The organism is Psychrobacter sp. CX14 (assembly GCF_057396205.2).
On sequence record NZ_CM183187.1, the window covers coordinates 2,661,100 to 2,679,548 of the forward strand.

The following is an 18,449-nucleotide window of genomic DNA, read 5'->3' on the forward strand; positions in this document are numbered from 1 at the left end:
ATCCTGCCCTAATTTAAGAGAACTAGACCGTTTGGAATCAAGAAGGATTAGGTGGGAACATCACCTTATCAATCACATGCACCGAGCCGTTTTTAGTCATCACATTGGGATAAATAATATGCGCGGTACGTCCTTTACCATCAAGTAAATTGCCTTGTTGGGTCACCGTTAGAACTCGTTTGCCATAAGTTGTTACCTTACCTTTGGGTAATTGTGAGGCCAGTAGTGGATCGTTGGTCTTAATCACGTGATAAGCTAATAGCAACCGGATGAGAGACTTATCGGCTAATAGCTTCTGCTTGGTCAAGGTGGTCTCGCTGAACAGCTCCTCGAACGCCGCATTGCTTGGCGCAAAGATGGTATAATCATTGCCAGCAAATCTTAGCATACCTGCGATACCAGACGCCTCAACCGCTTCTACCAAAATAGATAAATTTGGATCCATCCGTGCCATATCCAGTGCACTCATTGACGCGTATTGCGTATTGACCGCTGTAGCCGATTGGCCTGTTGATTTATTACTAACAATATGAGTCGCACCGCCTCGCGCTATCCCTTGATTGGCCGTAGTTTGTGGCGTTGTGGTCGTTTGAGTATTGGTACTCGTCAACACTGATTGGGTGTTATTATCGGCTGCTTGCGGCGCACTTTGACACCCTGCCGATAGCAATGAGGTCATTGCCATTGCTAACAGTGACAGTCCTTTAGCACTTTTTGTCATAACAAATATCCTGTGTCCATTCTGATGATTAATAAGGCGTGGCACATTATTGCTTAGAATTGCTCAGACTTATATAGAGCGATAGTGACCCAAGCGTACGATTTGAACGCTCACCTGATTTGCTAATATAGCATCTAATCACCTACAATCTAACCCACTTTTCTCCAATTTTTCTATAAGAAATATAACCCATGAATTGCTCACACCCCGAACATAACGAAAAGCCCAATACCCAAAATGCCAACTCAGACGCACCTGAGAAAAAAGAACACAATCCTGATAATTTTAATCTAGTGCCCCCATCAGAGTTCCCCTTTAAAGAACAACAACTCACCGTTCGTGATCGTATCACTGAGCAATTGGCAAAGCGTATTTTGATGCTTGATGGCGCAATGGGTACACAAATCCAAACCTTTAAGCTACAAGAGGCGGATTACCGTGGCGAGCGATTTGCTGATATTGAGCAAGATGTACAGGGCAATAACGATTTATTGGTACTTACACAGCCTGATATTATCAAACGCATTCACCGTGATCATTTGACTGCTGGTGCCGATATTATCGAGACCAATACTTTCAATGCTACCCAGATTTCTATGGCCGATTATGCCATGGAGCACTTGGTACCAGAGATTAACCGAGAAGCCGCTCGCCTTGCCCGCTCGGTTGCTGATGAATTCACGGCTGAAAACCCTGATAAACCCAGATTTGTCGCGGGTGTTATTGGTCCAACATCGCGTACCTGCTCACTCTCCCCTGATGTCAATGACCCTGCCTATCGAAATGTGACCTTTGATGAACTGGTCGATAACTATACTGAAGCGTTATACGCCCTAATTGAAGGCGGTATTGATTTGGTTTTAATCGAGACCATTTTCGATACACTCAACGCCAAGGCCGCTATATTTGCAGTGACAGGCGTTTTTGAAACCATCGGATTTGAGTTGCCGATTATGATATCGGGTACCATTACCGATGCCTCTGGGCGTACACTATCAGGGCAGACTGCTGAAGCGTTTTATAACTCTATTCGCCATGCCAAGCCTTTATCGGTGGGTTTTAACTGTGCCTTAGGTGCCGATGCCCTCAAGCCACATATCCAAACCTTATCGGATATTGCCGACACTTATGTCTCTGCTCACCCCAATGCGGGCCTGCCGAACGAATTTGGTGAATATGATGAGACGCCAGAAGAAACCGCTGCCCTACTCGATGGCTTTGGTAAATCAGGACTGCTTAATATCGTGGGGGGCTGCTGCGGTACTCGCCCTGAGCATATCAAAGCCATTCATGATGTGATGCAGCAGTATAAGCCGCGTGAAATCCCAACCATTCCCCCAGCCTGCCGTTTGTCTGGATTAGAGCCCTTTACCATTAATCAAGACAGCTTGTTTGTTAACGTTGGCGAGCGTACCAACGTGACAGGTTCTAAAAAGTTTTTACGCTTGATTAAAACAGGCGAATTTACCGAGGCTCTAGAAGTCGCTTTAAACCAAGTGGAAGGCGGTGCGCAAATCGTCGATATCAACATGGATGAGGGCATGCTCGACTCCAAAGGAGCGATGATTCACTTCTTAAATTTAGTCGCAGGCGAGCCTGATATTAGCCGTGTGCCACTGATGATTGACTCCTCAAAATGGGACATCATCGAGGAGGGCTTAAAACGTACTCAGGGTAAAGCGGTCGTCAACTCAATCTCGTTAAAAGAAGGGTATGAAGAGTTTGTCGAACGTGCCAAGCTATGTATGCGCTATGGTGCTGCGGTTATTGTTATGGCGTTTGATGAAGAGGGTCAGGCCGATACGTATGAGCGCAAAATCGATATTTGTAAGCGCAGTTATGACATTTTAGTCGATGAAGTTGGCTTCCCATCTGAAGACATTATTTTTGACCCTAATATCTTTGCGGTCGCAACGGGTATCGTTGAGCATAACAACTACGGTGCTGACTTTATTAATGCCACCAAATGGATCACGGATAACCTCCCTAATGCGATGGTATCAGGGGGTGTATCTAACGTATCATTCAGCTTCCGAGGCAACCCAATTCGTGAAGCCATTAATGCTGTGTTCTTATATCACGCCATTAAGGCAGGCCTTACCATGGGTATCGTCAACCCTGCCATGTTAGAGGTGTATGACGAAATACCAAAAGAAGCCCGTGATGCCATCGAAGATGTGATGCTCAACCGCAATCAAGGTGACAGCGGACAAGATGCCACTGAACGCTTAATGACCGTCGCCGAAGGCTACGTGGCTGGCGGCAAAAAGAATGATGGCACCGTTGACTTATCGTGGCGTGAGCAGTCAGTTGAAAAACGTATCGAGCATGCCTTAGTCAAAGGTATCACTACCTATATTGATGAAGACACGGAAGAAGCCCGACAAAAATATGCCAAACCGTTAGAGGTCATCGAAGGGCCCTTGATGGACGGCATGAACGTGGTCGGCGACTTATTTGGTGCCGGTAAAATGTTCCTACCACAAGTTGTCAAATCCGCCCGTGTTATGAAACGCTCGGTGGCGGTGTTAAATCCCTATATCGAAGCTGAAAAAGTGGAAGGTGAGGTCAAAGGTAAGGTGGTCATGGCGACCGTCAAAGGCGACGTACACGATATCGGAAAAAACATCGTTGGCGTGGTACTTGGCTGTAACGGCTATGACGTTGTCGACCTTGGGGTGATGGTACCTTGTGATAAAATCCTCGATACGGCTATTGCGGAAAAAGCCGATATCATTGGTTTATCTGGGCTGATTACCCCAAGCCTTGATGAAATGGTGTATGTCGCCAAACAAATGCAAGAACGTGGCATGACCCTACCGCTAATGATTGGTGGCGCTACCACTTCTAAAGCGCATACCGCGGTAAAAATCGAACCCCATTATCAAAATGATGCGGTAATTTACGTCACTGATGCTTCACGCTCTGTCGGCGTCGTCACCAAACTGCTGTCAAAAGAACACCGAGTCGATCTGATTAAAGAGACCCGTGAAGAGTACGAGAAAGTACGTCAACGTCTGGCAAACCGCAAACCTAAAGCGGCTAAATTAAGCTATGCCGAAGCGATTGAACAAGGCTTTCAGTTTGACTGGGCAGACTACACGCCGCCCACACCAAACCAGCAGGGGCAAGTCATCCTAGACGACTACCCTATCGTCAACCTACTGTCTTATATCGACTGGACGCCCTTCTTTATATCATGGGGCTTGGTCGGTAAATATCCCAAAATCTTTGACGATGATGTCGTCGGCGCCGAGGCCAAAGATCTATTTGGCAATGCCAAAGAGTTACTGCAACGCTTTATTGATGAAGGCTTGGTCACTGCAAAAGGCGTGTTTAAAATCATGCCAGCCAAGCGTACCGCACCTGATACAGTGACCGTGTATGATAAGCCCATTGCTGAGGGTGGTAAGCCAACTCATGTGTTCGAGCACTTACGCCAGCAGTCTGACAAAGCAAGCGGTAAACCGAACTTTAGCTTGGCAGACTTTATCTCTCCTTTGGACGATCACACCGACTATTTGGGTGGATTTACCGTCTCTATTGAAGGTGCTCAAGAGCTATCTGACAGCTTTAAAGAAGCGGGTGACGACTACAATGCCATTATGGTTCAAGCTTTATGTGACCGCCTTGCCGAAGCCTTTGCTGAGCATCTGCATGAATTGATTCGTACCCAATATTGGGGCTATCAGCCAGAAGAACATCTGACCAATGAGGAGCTGATTAAAGAGAAGTACGTCGGTATCCGCCCTGCCCCCGGCTATCCTGCCTGCCCTGAACACACCGAAAAGGGCAAGCTATTTGATTGGCTTGACACCCAAAACGCCATCGGCACTTATCTAACTGAAAGCTATGCGATGTGGCCAGCGTCTTCGGTCAGTGGCTTCTATTACTCACATCCTGAAAGTGTGTATTTCAATGTCGGTAAAATTGACCGTGATCAGTTAGAGGACTATGCCAAACGTAAAGATTGGGATATGAAGACGGCTGAGAAGTGGTTAAATCCGAATTTGGCTTAGGCGTTGGTTAGAATTTTCAATCATGTTTTTGAAGCGGGATTGGCTTTTGTAGCTGATCCTGCTATCCGCTTGTATCTTGGCTTGCACAGGAGCGGTCGCTAATAGTAAGGGTTGTTCCTGACTCAGCGATAACGCCCCTTGCTAAGCGTCCGCAACCCTGTGCTGTACCAAGTATACCCGCTACTATCAGGGCTAGCGGTGACATCGAGTTCTTGCTGGTATTTATTGTGGTTTGGGTTTGGCTATCTTTAAGATTATAAAACTCAATATACTTAACTTAATAAAATATAAAGAACCTTAAAAAATCTAGTCTTAATAAAAATATATTTAATGAAATCAATATCTTAGATCTATCTCTTTCACATAATATAATTCTTAAAGGTTAACTATACAGTTTCTTAAAGCAAAAAACGACAGCGAACGTCGCTCTCAGCATTTCTACTATATACTTCGATAATGCAATATATTAACCTAAGATTTAGAGTCTATACCAATTTATATTTAATTCATCTTTACAACTAACACTTGCTAAACAAACTCAAACCAATCGTTTAGTTTTGATTATAAACTAGTTTAATAATATTATGATGAGGTATTATTCACTTAATAAATATAAATTAGGAAACAAAATATATGAAAATTCAAAGTGTTGTGGTTCATCAGATTGAAAAAAAGGAAGGTCTCACTGGTTCTGAAAATGTTACTTTGAGAATAAGTGAAACTTATTTGGATACTACCAATAAGCAAATTGTTGACATAGTGAATAACCTAAATGACGCATTTTCAGCTCGGACTATTCATAGAGCTATTTTCTCAGAAGATTCTAATGGTTTTAAAGCTACTATAAGAGATTTTAAAAGTATAGACTTAATAAATATATCTAAAATTCTTTGTTCGAACTTGCATCAACAGTTATTAAACTTAACTAGCGCCAAAGGTGGCTATCTAGTTTTTACGCTTTACAGTAAATCAAACTATAATTACCTTGGTGTATTTTTCGTTCGTAAAACTAGTGGAGCAAACCTTGAGTTTCAAGATCCTAATAATAGTTGGGAGGTAGAGCTAGTTCGATATCTTGATGTTAAGCACTTTGCTATGGGTGCTAGAATCAACTTGACCAATCTTTTAGATAAGAATGATTCAAGATATTTACAACTCGCTAAAGGTAACACTAAAATCTCTGATTATTTTACTAATTGGATTGGTGTAACCAACCCTATTTCAGAAGATATTGATGCTAAGAACTTATTTGAAATAATTAATGATATAGACTTAGAGGAAGAAGAAGATAGAGATGAAGTGAAACGGAAAATTTATAACTATGCTAAAGACCAGCCTAATCGATTGATCAATATCCGAAGCTTAAGTGACTATGTCTTTGGAGATTCTGAAAAAATTATAAACTATTGCGAAGATGAAGGTATTGAAATTAGCCACGAATTTAAGTTACGAGGAAATGCTTTAAATAAGTTCTACAAAATTACAGCTGAAGGCGATGGGATAAAGCTACAAGCAAACTATGACAAATTTAATGCTCAAGATATTCAAGTATTAAACGATAATGAAACAATAATAATTAAATCTAAAAAATTAGTAACTAGTATTAATAAACAAAAATATGGGGGTGATGAAGACGATGAATAATATCGCTAACCTCATAAGTATGCTAAATGATAATCTTAGACATGACATTTCAGGAAACGCAAGAGAACTTTTAATAAGTAATGAATTTTTAATTGATAAGAGTATTCTTGATGCACACAAAATTAAGTATCATGTGGAATCAGGCCATCTAAGAATCTTTTTAAACAATAAAACAATAGCTATATATAAAAGTCTTTCAGATGCCCTTAAATTTATTGAGGATATTGATCCTTACAAGCATTATATATTCTTAAAAACCAGAGCATCTAATAATGTTTTACTTAATAATATTAAATACTTCCAAAAATTAAAGGAATTGCTAAGAGATTTTAATATTATAGATTTTGATGATGTTGCATATAAGAACTTTTATCTATTATCAAGTACTTATGGGAAAATTAAAATTTCTTATAATACTGATGATAGCAGAACTATTTACTACAACACTAAACATAATTTGGACTTTAATAATTTAGAACGCCTATTAAAGACCGAAAACTTTCCTAATTTTTTTAAAGATTCGCTAGCAAAATACTTATCAGATAACCCTAAAAAAGATTTATATACAATCTTGATAAATTTTGATTTTCTGATTGATAATGCCAGAAATAACTTGAGCTTATATGAACATAACTTCTCATTTGATGAGTTTAAATCTAAGTTTGATAAGGATTTAGATAAAAACGTTAAAGAGTTACAGGACTTAACATCAAGTTTTCATAATAAGATAATGTCAATCCCTTTACAGTTTGGCGTTTATATTTATCTCCTATCTAAATTTGATGACAATAATATTTTATTAAGTATTGCAATACTTACTATTATTTCATGGTCTATATTTAACTACTTTATAACATCTAAAACGTATTCAAATATCGATAAATTAGAAACAAGTGTTACTCATAAGATTGCCAATATCGTATCTCAATCTGGTATTAATCCTCAAAAACTAGGAAATAAGAAGAAAAGCTTGAACAAAGATATTGTTAGAATGAAAGATATTATTAATGCATATCAAATATTTAATAGCCTTTTTACCATACTCTTAATTTTCTTATTTCTGTTTGCTCTAAAATAACCTCCATTACAACTGACCACCTACATCTTCAAATTTATCAACCAATGCTGCCTTTTTTCTAAATATGCTTTGTTTTTTGTTAAGTCCCAGTAGGGTATGCCCTGCGCACAATCATAATTTAAATAGTGCGCAAGACTTACCCTACCACAGCCTACTCTGGACCTAAGGCAAAACCATCAAGGAAATAAACCTCACGACTCCCCCAATCCGCTGGATAACTGCCCTCTTTTACCAACCCATGAAAACTTGAATACTGCCAATCTGCCACATTATCTACCAATCCATACTTAACAGGGTTGTAATGTAATTAATCCATTAAACTTGGCATTAATTAATTGGTGTGCCCCGTGCGCCCTACAAATAAATTTTACAAAGCGCAAACTTTGCCTTTGCTATGATTTAGCCCTAATAGTAGCGGTCATATCGAGTTCTTACTAAGATTTACATGGTTTAGACTTACCGTTCTTTAATAAAAGTGGGTAAAGGCGTCACTCGACCTAGTCTAGTGGTTAAGTCCTAATTTGGCATAGGGTTTGGTTAGATTTAGGTAGATAATACAAAGCGGGCTTCTTTAATGAGGCCCGCTTTTATTTTCTTAAATCAATGCTAGTGATAGCACCGTGTTCTAGCTTATACTTATTATAATTCATATTTTACCCGCTTTATTATTTGGTATTTAGTGATATTGATATTCTTACAGATTACGGATTACGGATTACGTTAATGATTGATAAAAGTAACTTTAAAGACGTACTAAGATTTTTAGGCTTTACAGAAAATGGGGACATATTTAGCCAGACTTATGCTAATGGTGTTTATTTAGAAGTAGATTTTGCACAAAAAAAACTTATCTATCCAGAAAGTGAAGGATTAACCGTTAATGAACGGCAAACGTGTAACTTTTCACAAAATGAGAACTTCGTTGTTTTTGAATGTGTGCATCGTTTATTAACACAAGGTTACAAGCCCGAACATATTGAACTTGAACCAAAGTGGAAGGTAGGACACGGCGCCAGTGGTGGACGTGCGGATATTTTAATTAAAGACAATAAAGATGACACCCTCCTGATTATAGAATGTAAAACAGCAGGAAGCGAGTTAACCAAGGCGTGGAATCGGACACTACAAGATGGTGGACAGCTCTTTAGTTATGTAAAACAAACCAGTACAACGCAGTTTATTTGTTTATATGCCTCAGATTGGGTAGATGACACTGTAAAACCTCAATACTACCTAATATCTCTTGTCGATAATGATAGCCTTATCAATGAACTTAAAGAATTAAGCGATGACCCTGTTTTAACATATTCTGAAAGCAAACTTCGCACCGTTGAAGATATTGTTGACACATGGAAACAAACCTATCAGAGCGACTATACCACTCGTGGTTTATTTGAAGAAGATATCCAGCCCTACTATATTGGTAAAAACAAGTATACCCTACATGATTTAGAGACTATCAGTAGTCAAGATATTCAAGGTAAATATAACGAATTTGCGACGATTATGCGTCAACATAACGTCTCGGGTCGTGAAAATGCCTTTGATAAGCTAGTTAATTTATTTTTATGTAAAATTGTTGATGAAACCAATAACCCCGATGACTTAAAGTTCTACTGGAAAGGCATTAGTTACGATAGCCCTTTTGATTTACAAGACCGCCTACAATCTTTATACCAGCAAGGTATGAAAAAATTCTTGGATGAAGAAGTCACCTACGTTCGAGAAAGTGAAGTAGAAAAAGCATTTAGGTTCTACAAAAACGATCCTGTTGAGACTCAAAGAGCGATTAAGGCGATGTTTCGTCGTTTAAAGTTTTTTACTAACAATGACCTTGCCTTTATTGATGTGCATAACGAACGCTTATTTCAACAAAATTCTGAAGTGCTATTAAAAATCGTAAAAATGCTCCAGGATATGCGTCTTAAAACCAAAGAAGAAAATCAGTTTTTAGGTGATATGTTTGAGGGCTTTCTTGACCAAGGTGTCAAACAGTCCGAAGGTCAGTTTTTTACCCCCATGCCGATTGTTAAATTTCTAATGAAGTCATTACCAATTGGCGAATTAATTGCCGAAAGTGAAGACATACCTAAAGTCATTGATTATGCTTGCGGTGCAGGACATTTTTTAAATGAGTATGCCTCAACCATACGCCCCATCATTGAAGCAGATGAAGATAAAAGCCTGTCCGATTACTACGATAATATCGTTGGTATTGAAAAAGAATATAGATTATCTAAAGTAGCCAAAGTATCTGCCTTTATGTATGGCCAAGATGATATCAACATCGTTTATGCCGATGCTTTGGGCAAAAATGAAGCCATTGAAAACGATAGTTATTCTGTACTGGTTGCTAACCCGCCTTATAGTGTCAAAGGCTTTTTAGACACATTAAGTTCCAGTGAGCGTAAACAGTATGAGCTTATTAAGTGTATTGATGAAAAGAGCTATAAGGTAAATAATAGCATTGAAACTTTTTTTATCGAACGTGCCAAACAACTGTTAAAAACGGGCGGTGTCGCCTCTATTATTGTACCCTCCTCTATCTTGACTAAAGGTAAAGCCAGTAGTACATCTTCTTCCAAAAACATCTATGTCGCCACCCGTGAAATCTTATTAAAATACTTTGATATCGTGGCTATTGCAGAGTTTGGTAGTGGCACGTTTGGCAAGACAGGCACAAATACCGTGACTTTATTTCTACGACGTAAAGAGACTGATCCACCTACCCAAGATAAGCACTTTGAGGAGCGAGTTCATCATTGGTTTAAGCCATCTCATCAGGCGCAGACCTCTACAAATTCAGTTAACAATGTTACCACAATAGACAGTAATGCTGTATTTGATGATATGCACTGGATTGACGTTTATTGTCAGCATCTATCCTTAGATGTTAATGAATATAAGACTCTATTAGCAGGGAATCCTAGTCAAGCCTTACTTGAGACAGATTACTTTGTTAGTTATATCAAAGAGTTTGAAAAATGGTCTGAGATTAAAAACCTTAAAAAACGCAAATCCTTTAAAGATTTATCAAAAGAGGATAAACAAAAAGAGCTAGATAAACGTTTAACTGCTTATTTACAAGATAATGAAAAAGATAAAATTTACTATTTCGTGCTAGCAAGCCAAAACCCTCAACCTGTAGTTATCGTCAAAAGCCCAAGTAAGACTAAAGAAATGAAGGCATTCTTGGGTTATGAGTGGAGCAGTGCCAAAGGCAATGAGGGTATTAAATATCTAGGCGGGGTATCTTTAGACGCTATCGAGATGGATAGCGTAGATGAAGATAGTGGTGAGATCGCACTTGAGGAGGAGGACAAACGGGTACTCAGCAATCTGTATAACCTTGATAATATCAATACGCCTTTATATGACCCAAATAACAAAGAGAATGACGCTAAGATTAATCATTTAATTAATCAGAACTTTTTACAGCAAGATATAGATATCCCTGACAACCTAACTGAACTAGTTACAACAGCACGTTTAGTGGATATGTTAGATTTTGAAATGGTAGATTTTAATAAAGCATTTAGTTTGACGCCTAAAGTGGATTTTACTATTGATACAAAATGGGATTTAATCCCTTTGGGTCAGGTCTCTGAAGTGATTAGTGGTGGCACACCTGATACGAATAATGAAAGTTTTTGGCAAGACGGAGATATTTACTGGGCAACATTAGTAGATACTAAACAAAAATATATTTATGAAACTGCGAGAAAAATCACCCAGTCAGGCTTACAAAATAGTAGTGCTAAATTACTACCTATCAATACTGTCATCTTTTCAAGTAGAGCCACTATTGGCGAAGTTGCTATTAGTAAGGTTGAATTAGCTACCAATCAAGGATTCAAAAATTTCATTTGCGACGAAAGTAAAATAAGTCATCAATATCTGTATCATCTTCTCATGTTCTTAAGAAATATTTTCGAAATGATGACACCTGCGGGCACTAAATATAAAGAAATTAATACTACTGATATTAGAAACTTTAAAATTCCGCTACCACCATTAGAAACTCAACAAGAAATAGTTGAGGCTTGTGAAATAGTCGATACGGAAGTTGAGCAAGCGCAACAGACTATAGAATCTTCGACAGAGAGTATAGAGAACTTCTTCACAGACAGTTTGAAAAATCCCAATACACAGTATCGTCTAAACGATAGTGATAAATTTACTATTGGTATAGGTAATAGATTATTAGCAAATGAAATAAGCGATTCTTATGCATCAGATCTAACGCCAGTTTTCAGTGCTAATGTATTAAAACCTTTTGGTTATATTAATAGAGAGTATTTTGATGACTATACTCAACCTTCAGTTCTTTGGGGTATTGACGGTGATTGGATGGTAAATTACCTACCTGAGAATCAACCTTTTTCCCCTACTGACCATTGCGGTTATATCAGAGTTCAAACAGATAACGTGAATCCCAAATATCTTGCTTACCTGCTACAAAAAGCTGGTGAAGAAGAGCGTTTTTCACGTCATCATCGGGCATCATCAGAAAGAATCAAGAATTTGAGTATATCGTTACCTGATATCCATATACAAAATGACACCATTAACAAGGTAGTTGCATTAGAAACCCAAATAACCGAAGCCCAGAACATTATCGATAACAGCCAAGCTAAGAAACGGGCGATTATTGAGAGTTATTTATAAGCAAGTCTATTTCTAGCATTGGATAAATTTTGTAGCGTGGGTGCTCTAGCCCACGCTCTGACTTAATGCCTTTTAATTTTCTCCTATAACAATATCTTTATCAGCTTGCATAGTACTTTCGAAGCACTATAAATAAAACCATCTTTTAGCTCAGCCACGTCCTAAATGACTAGACTTCAATAAAACTTATCTAAAATTACACACCTCTCTCAGTATCTGTGCATATAACACACTCTTTCTACTTAAAATCTGGCAGAAAAGGCCCAAATATTATTGCTTCAAAAACGCTATTTATTTGAAAAATACCACCATATAAAAGAATGAAGTACAAAGCTACGCTTCCTATTACAAATATAAGATCTAACACCTTTCCTTTTTTAGAAATTATGAACTCTTGGAACTGATTAGCACTCTCATCATTTTTAAAAAAACCGCTGTCTAATGCTTTAAGCGCTGCGAAACCTCCTAATGTAAAAGTCATGAAGGAATATAACATTTGATGATTCGGCTGATTGATTGAATAACTACTCACTATAAAGTCAAAAGCAGGTAGTATCCCAAAAACAAATATCACACTTGTTAACAAGTACATGTTAATAATGTAGTTATTAATAGCAATATCCTTTCTAGTATTTTTATTTTTCATATGTTTTATCTCCTATGTTGATTTTTAAAAAGTATCATAGTTATTCATTATTGAATAGAGGTCAAAGAACTGCTGACGACACTATATGTCGTAATAGATTAATTATTTTAATTTACAAAAAATCCTATCCTTTTCAAAACCTTAAACCTTGCCTTAGGTGCGGTTTAGCCCTGATAGTAGCGGATATACTTGGTGTAGCACGGCGATGCAGACGCTTAGTAAGTGACAGTATCGTAACGCAGGAATGACACTTACTTTAGCGACTGCCGCCGTGTAAACCAAGATAGAAGCGGATAGCAGGATTAGCTACATAACCAGTTATGCCAAATCTAGAAATTAACCTATCGAGGTAGGCCTTTACCAACGAAACAAATCAAACGTGACAAATAGTAGGTTCAGTAAGCTTGACCGAGCTTAAAAAGGATAGGTTATTTTATAATAAGCTATTAGATAATTAGAGCGCTAATACCCCTTATTAACCAACGCTTCAACCTTGGCGCATCCTGCTTCATATTGAATATCGCACGTTTTCTGATACATCTTTTTGGCAAGGGCATAATCTTGCGCGACGCCAATACCCTTCTCATGCATTTCAGCTAATCTGTAGACGGCTTCTGGGTAGTCATCATCGGCAGCTTTTTGATAATAATGAATAGCCGTCTCATAATTTTGAGGGACGCCTAACCCTTGCTCATATAACTCACCTAATTTATATTGGGCACCGACATAACCTACGGTGTCTGATTTTTCAAACCATTCAATGGCATGGTCATAATTCTGAGCGACCCCTTCACCGTTTAAATACATCAACCCAAGGTTATATAAAGAGATGCCTTCGTTTTGTAAGGCCGCTTTGTAGTACCACTCCCTTGCCTTACTATAGTCTCGAGGCACGCCTTCCCCTTCTTGATACATCACGCCGAGGAAATGTTGCGCGCCTGCATCGCCTTGATCGGCAGCTTTGTTCAGCCAGTGTAGCGCTTTGTCATAGTCTTGCTCGACCCCACTACCCGATTTGTACATCATGCCAAGGGCAAATTGCATACCCACATCGCCTTCATTGGCAAGCTTTGTAAAGGTTGCGACACCTGTATCAACATCGGTTGTGCTGTCTGAATGGAATATTTGCTGGGTCGCCACGTGCTGTTGAACAAGGACTGGATCCTTCTCAGCATATTGTTGTATTGATGCGTAAACTTCGTTCTGAACCTTTTCACCGTTTTTGCCCTGTAGATTTAACTTGCCTTGGGTGTCTAACGGTTCAGCCGTTCTATCGTCTGTTATAAAACAGTCGCAGTCTTCATAAGCCTTGTAGGCCACTCCTGACAGCGCAAAAATAACCATTAAAATTAACAAAAACGATTGAGGATTAACGTTTGCCTTTTGGCTAATCGCTTTTAAGTAGTTGCCATTTAAATCGCTAGCAACCTGACCCTTTTTAGACCGGCGACTTGATAGTGGCTTTGATAGCGACCTAGATAACGACTGAGATAAAGAACGAGGCCATGGTTTATAGGATGCTTTCTTTTTGAAATCAGAGAGGGTCTTTTTTTTATAGCTAAACGTTTTAGTCTTTCTTTTATATAAATTTTTATTCAGTTTGATGTTTGATGAGGTTTTTTTAAAGGGCATACTTTATCTCTGGTTAAGCGACTATTTAGACCTATTAAGCAAGGAGATTTTGTTGAGTTACTGAGTAAAAATTAAACTATCTCAAAGTATGCAAGTGTTGTGTTTTTGACAAACGAACTTAGCTTAAAACCTTTTTAGGCATTTTAGGATAATTACTTTATTGTTTTGCTATAGCTTAACAAATAAATCTACTCTGTATGCAACTAATAAGCTAACCTTCACTTTGTATATAACTAAATTTTATGACTTAGACTTTAAATATATGGTAATTTTATCTGTCTTTAACGAGATGATGATTGAAATAATGACTTATACTTTGAAAGGAGTCGATTTTGAGTAAAATTGCCGCAGCCTCGCAATGGATAGGGAAAACCTTTGCAATATGGGCGCTGGTTAGTGCTGTGTTAGGTTTTATACTCCCTGAGTTTTTTGCATCATTAGCCAAATTCATAGTGCCAATTTTGGGCATAATTATGTTTGGTATGGGAACGACGCTTAAGACAGACGACTTCGTTGAAATAGTTAAGCGTCCTAAGCTGGTATTGGTTGGCTTATTGGCTCAGTTTACTTTAATGCCTTTAATCGCATATCTATTAACCGTCGCTTTTAATCTCGACCCTTTAATTGCTGTTGGTGTAATACTGGTCGGTTGTTGTCCAGGGGGAACATCGAGCAATGTCATTACCTTTTTGGCGAAGGGCGATGTGGCTTTAAGCGTCTCTATTACCTCAATCTCTACTCTGCTTGCACCGATACTTACTCCTATATTACTTAAAATCTTTGCTGGACAATTGATCGAAATTGAACTTGCTAGCATGATGATATCTATTACTAAGATGGTTATTATTCCTATAATACTGGGGTTATTGTTTCATAAGTTACTGGGTGACAAGGCTAAAATAGCGAATGATATTTTGCCAACAGTGTCGGTCGTTGGTATTGCAATAATTATTGCTGCAGTAGTAGCGGTGTCTAGAGATACTATCTTAACCAGCGGCGTTTTGGTCTTTATTGTAGTGGCACTGCATAATTGTATTGGTTACGCCTTAGGCTATTTGATTGCACGCATTAGTGGCTTTAGCGAAGCGCAAAGACGCGCTATTATGGTTGAAGTGGGTATGCAAAATTCTGGACTTGGCGCGGCACTGGCAGCCACTTACTTTAATCCTGCGGCTAGCCTACCAAGTGCGCTATTTAGTGTCTGGCATAACTTTAGTGGTGCGCTGGTTGCGAACTTCTTTGTGCGTCAAGATAAAGGCAAGGAGTGATTGGCTTGTTTTTTAAGGTCATTAAGCGTTTAAGTTGTCGCATATTTTGAAGCATTTTTTATATGAATTGGTGCGCCCCACGCACCATTTTTTTATCCATTTATAAGAGCAAATCACTCAGCTAAACGGTTATAGCCTAACGTCGCCTAGAGATGCGGTTTAGCCCTGATAGTAGCGGATATACTTGGTGTAGCACGGCGATGCAGGCGCTTAGTAAGTGACAGTATCGTAACGCAGGAATGGCGCTTACTTTAGCGACTGCTGCCGTGTACACCAAGATAGAAGCGGATAGCAGGATTAGCTACAACACCCTTACTCTGGCTTCTCAACACCCTCATAAGTTTTCACCCGACGGCATCTATCTGAGCAATAGACCATACTGTCCCAGTTTTTATCAAGCTTTTTGCTCCAGCTAAATTCTCGCTGGCAAATGGGACATTCTTTTTTACGAACGTTCTTTTTCTTATGTGCCATGCCGTCTCCTACCTATCTTCTGTTTTAAATTCTGTTTTAAATTCTGTTTTAAATTCTGATTACCGACTTTTAATTAACTGACACCATAGTATCGCTATCTAACATTGCTGTCTAAGTAATAAAAAAAGCTAAGCCATTGCTGACTTAGCTTTTTATCATGTTCACACAGTCAATACTAACTTTAAAAGCGCTTTTTGAAATCAGGGGGTAATTGCTGCTCTAAATCTTTCATTTGGCGTTCCATATCCTCTTTGCTTGGCATATTGTTTGGATCTAAGCCAAACGGTGGCATACCACCAGCAGCGTTTCCACTTTGCTTGCCAGCTTTGCTTTTAGCACCACCTCCGCCACCAAACAAAGGGCCACCGCCACCGGATGCACCAGCGCCGCCGCCCATACCAGTTAATCCTTGCACCGCTTTCATCATTTTGCCGAGACCTTCAGGTTTCGACATCATTTTCATCATTTTCGCCATCTGCTTGTGTTGCTTAAGCAGACGGTTTAGGTCTTGAATTTGCTTACCAGAGCCAGCGGCAATACGACGCTTGCGACTTGGGTTAATTTTGTCAGGGTTTTTGCGCTCAAATGGCGTCATGGAGTTAATAAGCGCCTCCATTTCTTTGACTTTCTCTTCTGGCTTGGCTTCTTCTAGCGCCTCTTTTACGCCGGCACCACTCATACCCGGAAGCTTGTCTAAAAAGCCAGTCATGCCGCCCATATTTTTCATTTGCTGGAACTGGGTGAGTAAATCCTCAAGGTCGAAGTTGCCGCCTTTTTGGATTTTCTGAGCCATTTTTTCCGCTTTATCACGGTCAATCTTTTGTTCGACTTCTTCAACCAGACTTAAGACGTCACCCATGCCTAGAATACGCTGGGCAATACGCTCTGGGTGGAACGCTTCTAAGGCGTCAAGTTTTTCACCACGACCTAGGAACTTAATTGGCTTTTCAGTAATCGCACGGACTGATAACGCCGCACCACCGCGGGCATCACCATCGGTCTTGGTTAAGATAACACCGGTTAGCGGTAGCGCATCGTTAAAGGCTTTAGCGGTGTTGGCCGCATCTTGACCGGTCATCGAGTCAACAACGAATAAAGTCTCTGAAGGATTAGCCGCAGCGGTTAGTGCCTTGATTTCATCCATCATGTTTTCGTCGATATGCAAACGACCGGCGGTATCGATAATTAGGATGTCTTGGTATTGTAGCTTCGCTTCCTCTATCGCACGCTTGGCAATGTCGATAGGATTTTCATCAGCGCTTGAGTTGACGAACTTAGCGTTCACCTGACCGGCAACTTGCTCAAGCTGTTTAATCGCAGCGGGACGGTAGACGTCAGCCGATACCAACATGACTTTTTTCTTATGACGCTCTTGTAAGTACTTAGCAAGTTTACCCGCCGTGGTGGTTTTACCCGCACCTTGTAGACCAGCTAGCAGATAGACCACTGGCGGCTTACCCGTCATCTCTAGCTGCTGATTAGCGCTGCCCATCATTTCAGTCAATTCATCATAGACAATCTTTACGAATGCTTGACCCGGAGCCAGCTCTTTTAGCACCTCTTGACCCAATGCCTTCTCTTTGACTCGCTTGACGAAATCACGGGTAATAGGTAAGGCAACATCGGCCTCAAGTAACGCCATACGTACTTCACGTAGCGTGTCTTTGATGTTGTCTTCGGTTAGCTGACCTGAGCCTGAGATTTTGCGTAGGCTGCCAGAGAGTCGTTCGGTTAGAGTGTCAAACATAGGAAAATCTCGATAAACGTTGGTTAAAAGTCTTTAAATATTCGATGTTTTGCAATATACGATAGCTTTCAATATTAGAGGCTAATAGCTTTTACATACTGAACTAACTGAGTCTATATAAAGCTGTTTAAATAAAAAGGGTTTTATAACCTATTGATTCGGTCATTGTCAGCCGATTTCAAGCACATATAGCATTGCGGTTAACATAATAATTAAGCGTACATACTGTTAAGTACATCAGTGTTTGTTGGTTAATTTTAGTAAAAGCCAAACTTTAACTGTATAGCAATCGCAAATAAGACTCATTCTATGATAAATTAGCCTATAATTAACGTCTGGCTTAACGTGAATATCACGTTGTTAGCATCGTTATAATCATGCAGTATACCGCTAGTCTTAGTACAATGTTATCAGACCGCATAGTCTAAGTTGATACAGAATAGCACATCTAAGGCTTGTCCCTGATTGCAACTTTTATCATTTACGGGTCAATGCCCTAGTATATCAAACATTATACGACCACCTGTTAATTGGATTTTATTTAGGGATTAT

At 39.4% G+C, this 18,449-nt stretch carries 10 protein-coding genes; 5 read left to right on the forward strand and 5 right to left on the reverse strand.

What is annotated here, in order from left to right:
* Nucleotides 1–37: 37 nt before the first annotated feature.
* On the reverse strand, nucleotides 38–721 hold the full coding sequence (locus tag AC2SLO_RS10335; protein ID WP_486543450.1) for a fasciclin domain-containing protein: 684 nt from the start codon (nucleotides 719–721) through the stop codon (nucleotides 38–40).
* Between the two features lie 191 nt (nucleotides 722–912).
* Here AC2SLO_RS10335 and metH point away from each other — a divergent pair, with 191 nt between their 5' ends.
* From metH to AC2SLO_RS10355, 4 genes are all read left to right on the forward strand, one after another.
* The gene (gene metH / locus AC2SLO_RS10340; RefSeq protein WP_486543451.1) at nucleotides 913–4,740 is read left to right on the forward strand and encodes a methionine synthase; all 3,828 of its coding nucleotides are present in this window, start codon (nucleotides 913–915) and stop codon (nucleotides 4,738–4,740) included.
* Nucleotides 4,741–5,373: 633 nt separating this feature from the next.
* Nucleotides 5,374–6,384, forward strand: a complete 1,011-nt coding sequence (locus tag AC2SLO_RS10345; protein WP_486543452.1) for a nucleoid-associated protein — start codon at nucleotides 5,374–5,376, stop codon at nucleotides 6,382–6,384.
* Complete coding sequence (locus AC2SLO_RS10350) at nucleotides 6,377–7,462, forward strand: hypothetical protein (RefSeq protein ID WP_486543453.1); 1,086 nt, start codon at nucleotides 6,377–6,379, stop codon at nucleotides 7,460–7,462. The genes AC2SLO_RS10345 and AC2SLO_RS10350 overlap by 8 nt, the downstream gene beginning before the upstream one ends.
* A gap of 723 nt (nucleotides 7,463–8,185) precedes the next feature.
* Nucleotides 8,186–12,130 (forward strand): restriction endonuclease subunit S, encoded by a 3,945-nt coding sequence (locus AC2SLO_RS10355; RefSeq protein ID WP_486543454.1) that lies wholly within the window; start codon nucleotides 8,186–8,188, stop codon nucleotides 12,128–12,130.
* Between the two features lie 238 nt (nucleotides 12,131–12,368).
* Here AC2SLO_RS10355 and AC2SLO_RS10360 read toward each other — a convergent pair whose 3' ends face one another.
* Together AC2SLO_RS10360 and AC2SLO_RS10365 are read right to left on the reverse strand one after the other, a co-directional pair.
* Nucleotides 12,369–12,776, reverse strand: coding sequence for a hypothetical protein (locus AC2SLO_RS10360; protein ID WP_486543455.1), 408 nt, complete (start codon nucleotides 12,774–12,776; stop codon nucleotides 12,369–12,371).
* Between the two features lie 462 nt (nucleotides 12,777–13,238).
* Nucleotides 13,239–14,408 carry a tetratricopeptide repeat protein gene (locus tag AC2SLO_RS10365; protein WP_486543456.1) on the reverse strand — a complete coding sequence of 390 codons (1,170 nt, stop codon included), beginning with the start codon at nucleotides 14,406–14,408 and terminating at the stop codon, nucleotides 13,239–13,241.
* A 332-nt stretch (nucleotides 14,409–14,740) separates the two neighbouring features.
* Here AC2SLO_RS10365 and AC2SLO_RS10370 point away from each other — a divergent pair, with 332 nt between their 5' ends.
* Nucleotides 14,741–15,676: a bile acid:sodium symporter family protein gene (locus AC2SLO_RS10370; RefSeq protein ID WP_486543457.1), complete on the forward strand. Its 936-nt coding sequence runs from the start codon at nucleotides 14,741–14,743 to the stop codon at nucleotides 15,674–15,676.
* A 312-nt stretch (nucleotides 15,677–15,988) separates the two neighbouring features.
* On the opposite strand, the gene AC2SLO_RS10375 is transcribed toward AC2SLO_RS10370, so the two are convergent.
* On the reverse strand, nucleotides 15,989–16,150 hold the full coding sequence (locus AC2SLO_RS10375; RefSeq protein ID WP_486543458.1) for a DUF2256 domain-containing protein: 162 nt from the start codon (nucleotides 16,148–16,150) through the stop codon (nucleotides 15,989–15,991).
* Between the two features lie 181 nt (nucleotides 16,151–16,331).
* Nucleotides 16,332–17,897 (reverse strand): signal recognition particle protein, encoded by a 1,566-nt coding sequence (ffh, locus tag AC2SLO_RS10380; protein WP_486543459.1) that lies wholly within the window; start codon nucleotides 17,895–17,897, stop codon nucleotides 16,332–16,334.
* Nucleotides 17,898–18,449 lie beyond the last annotated feature (552 nt).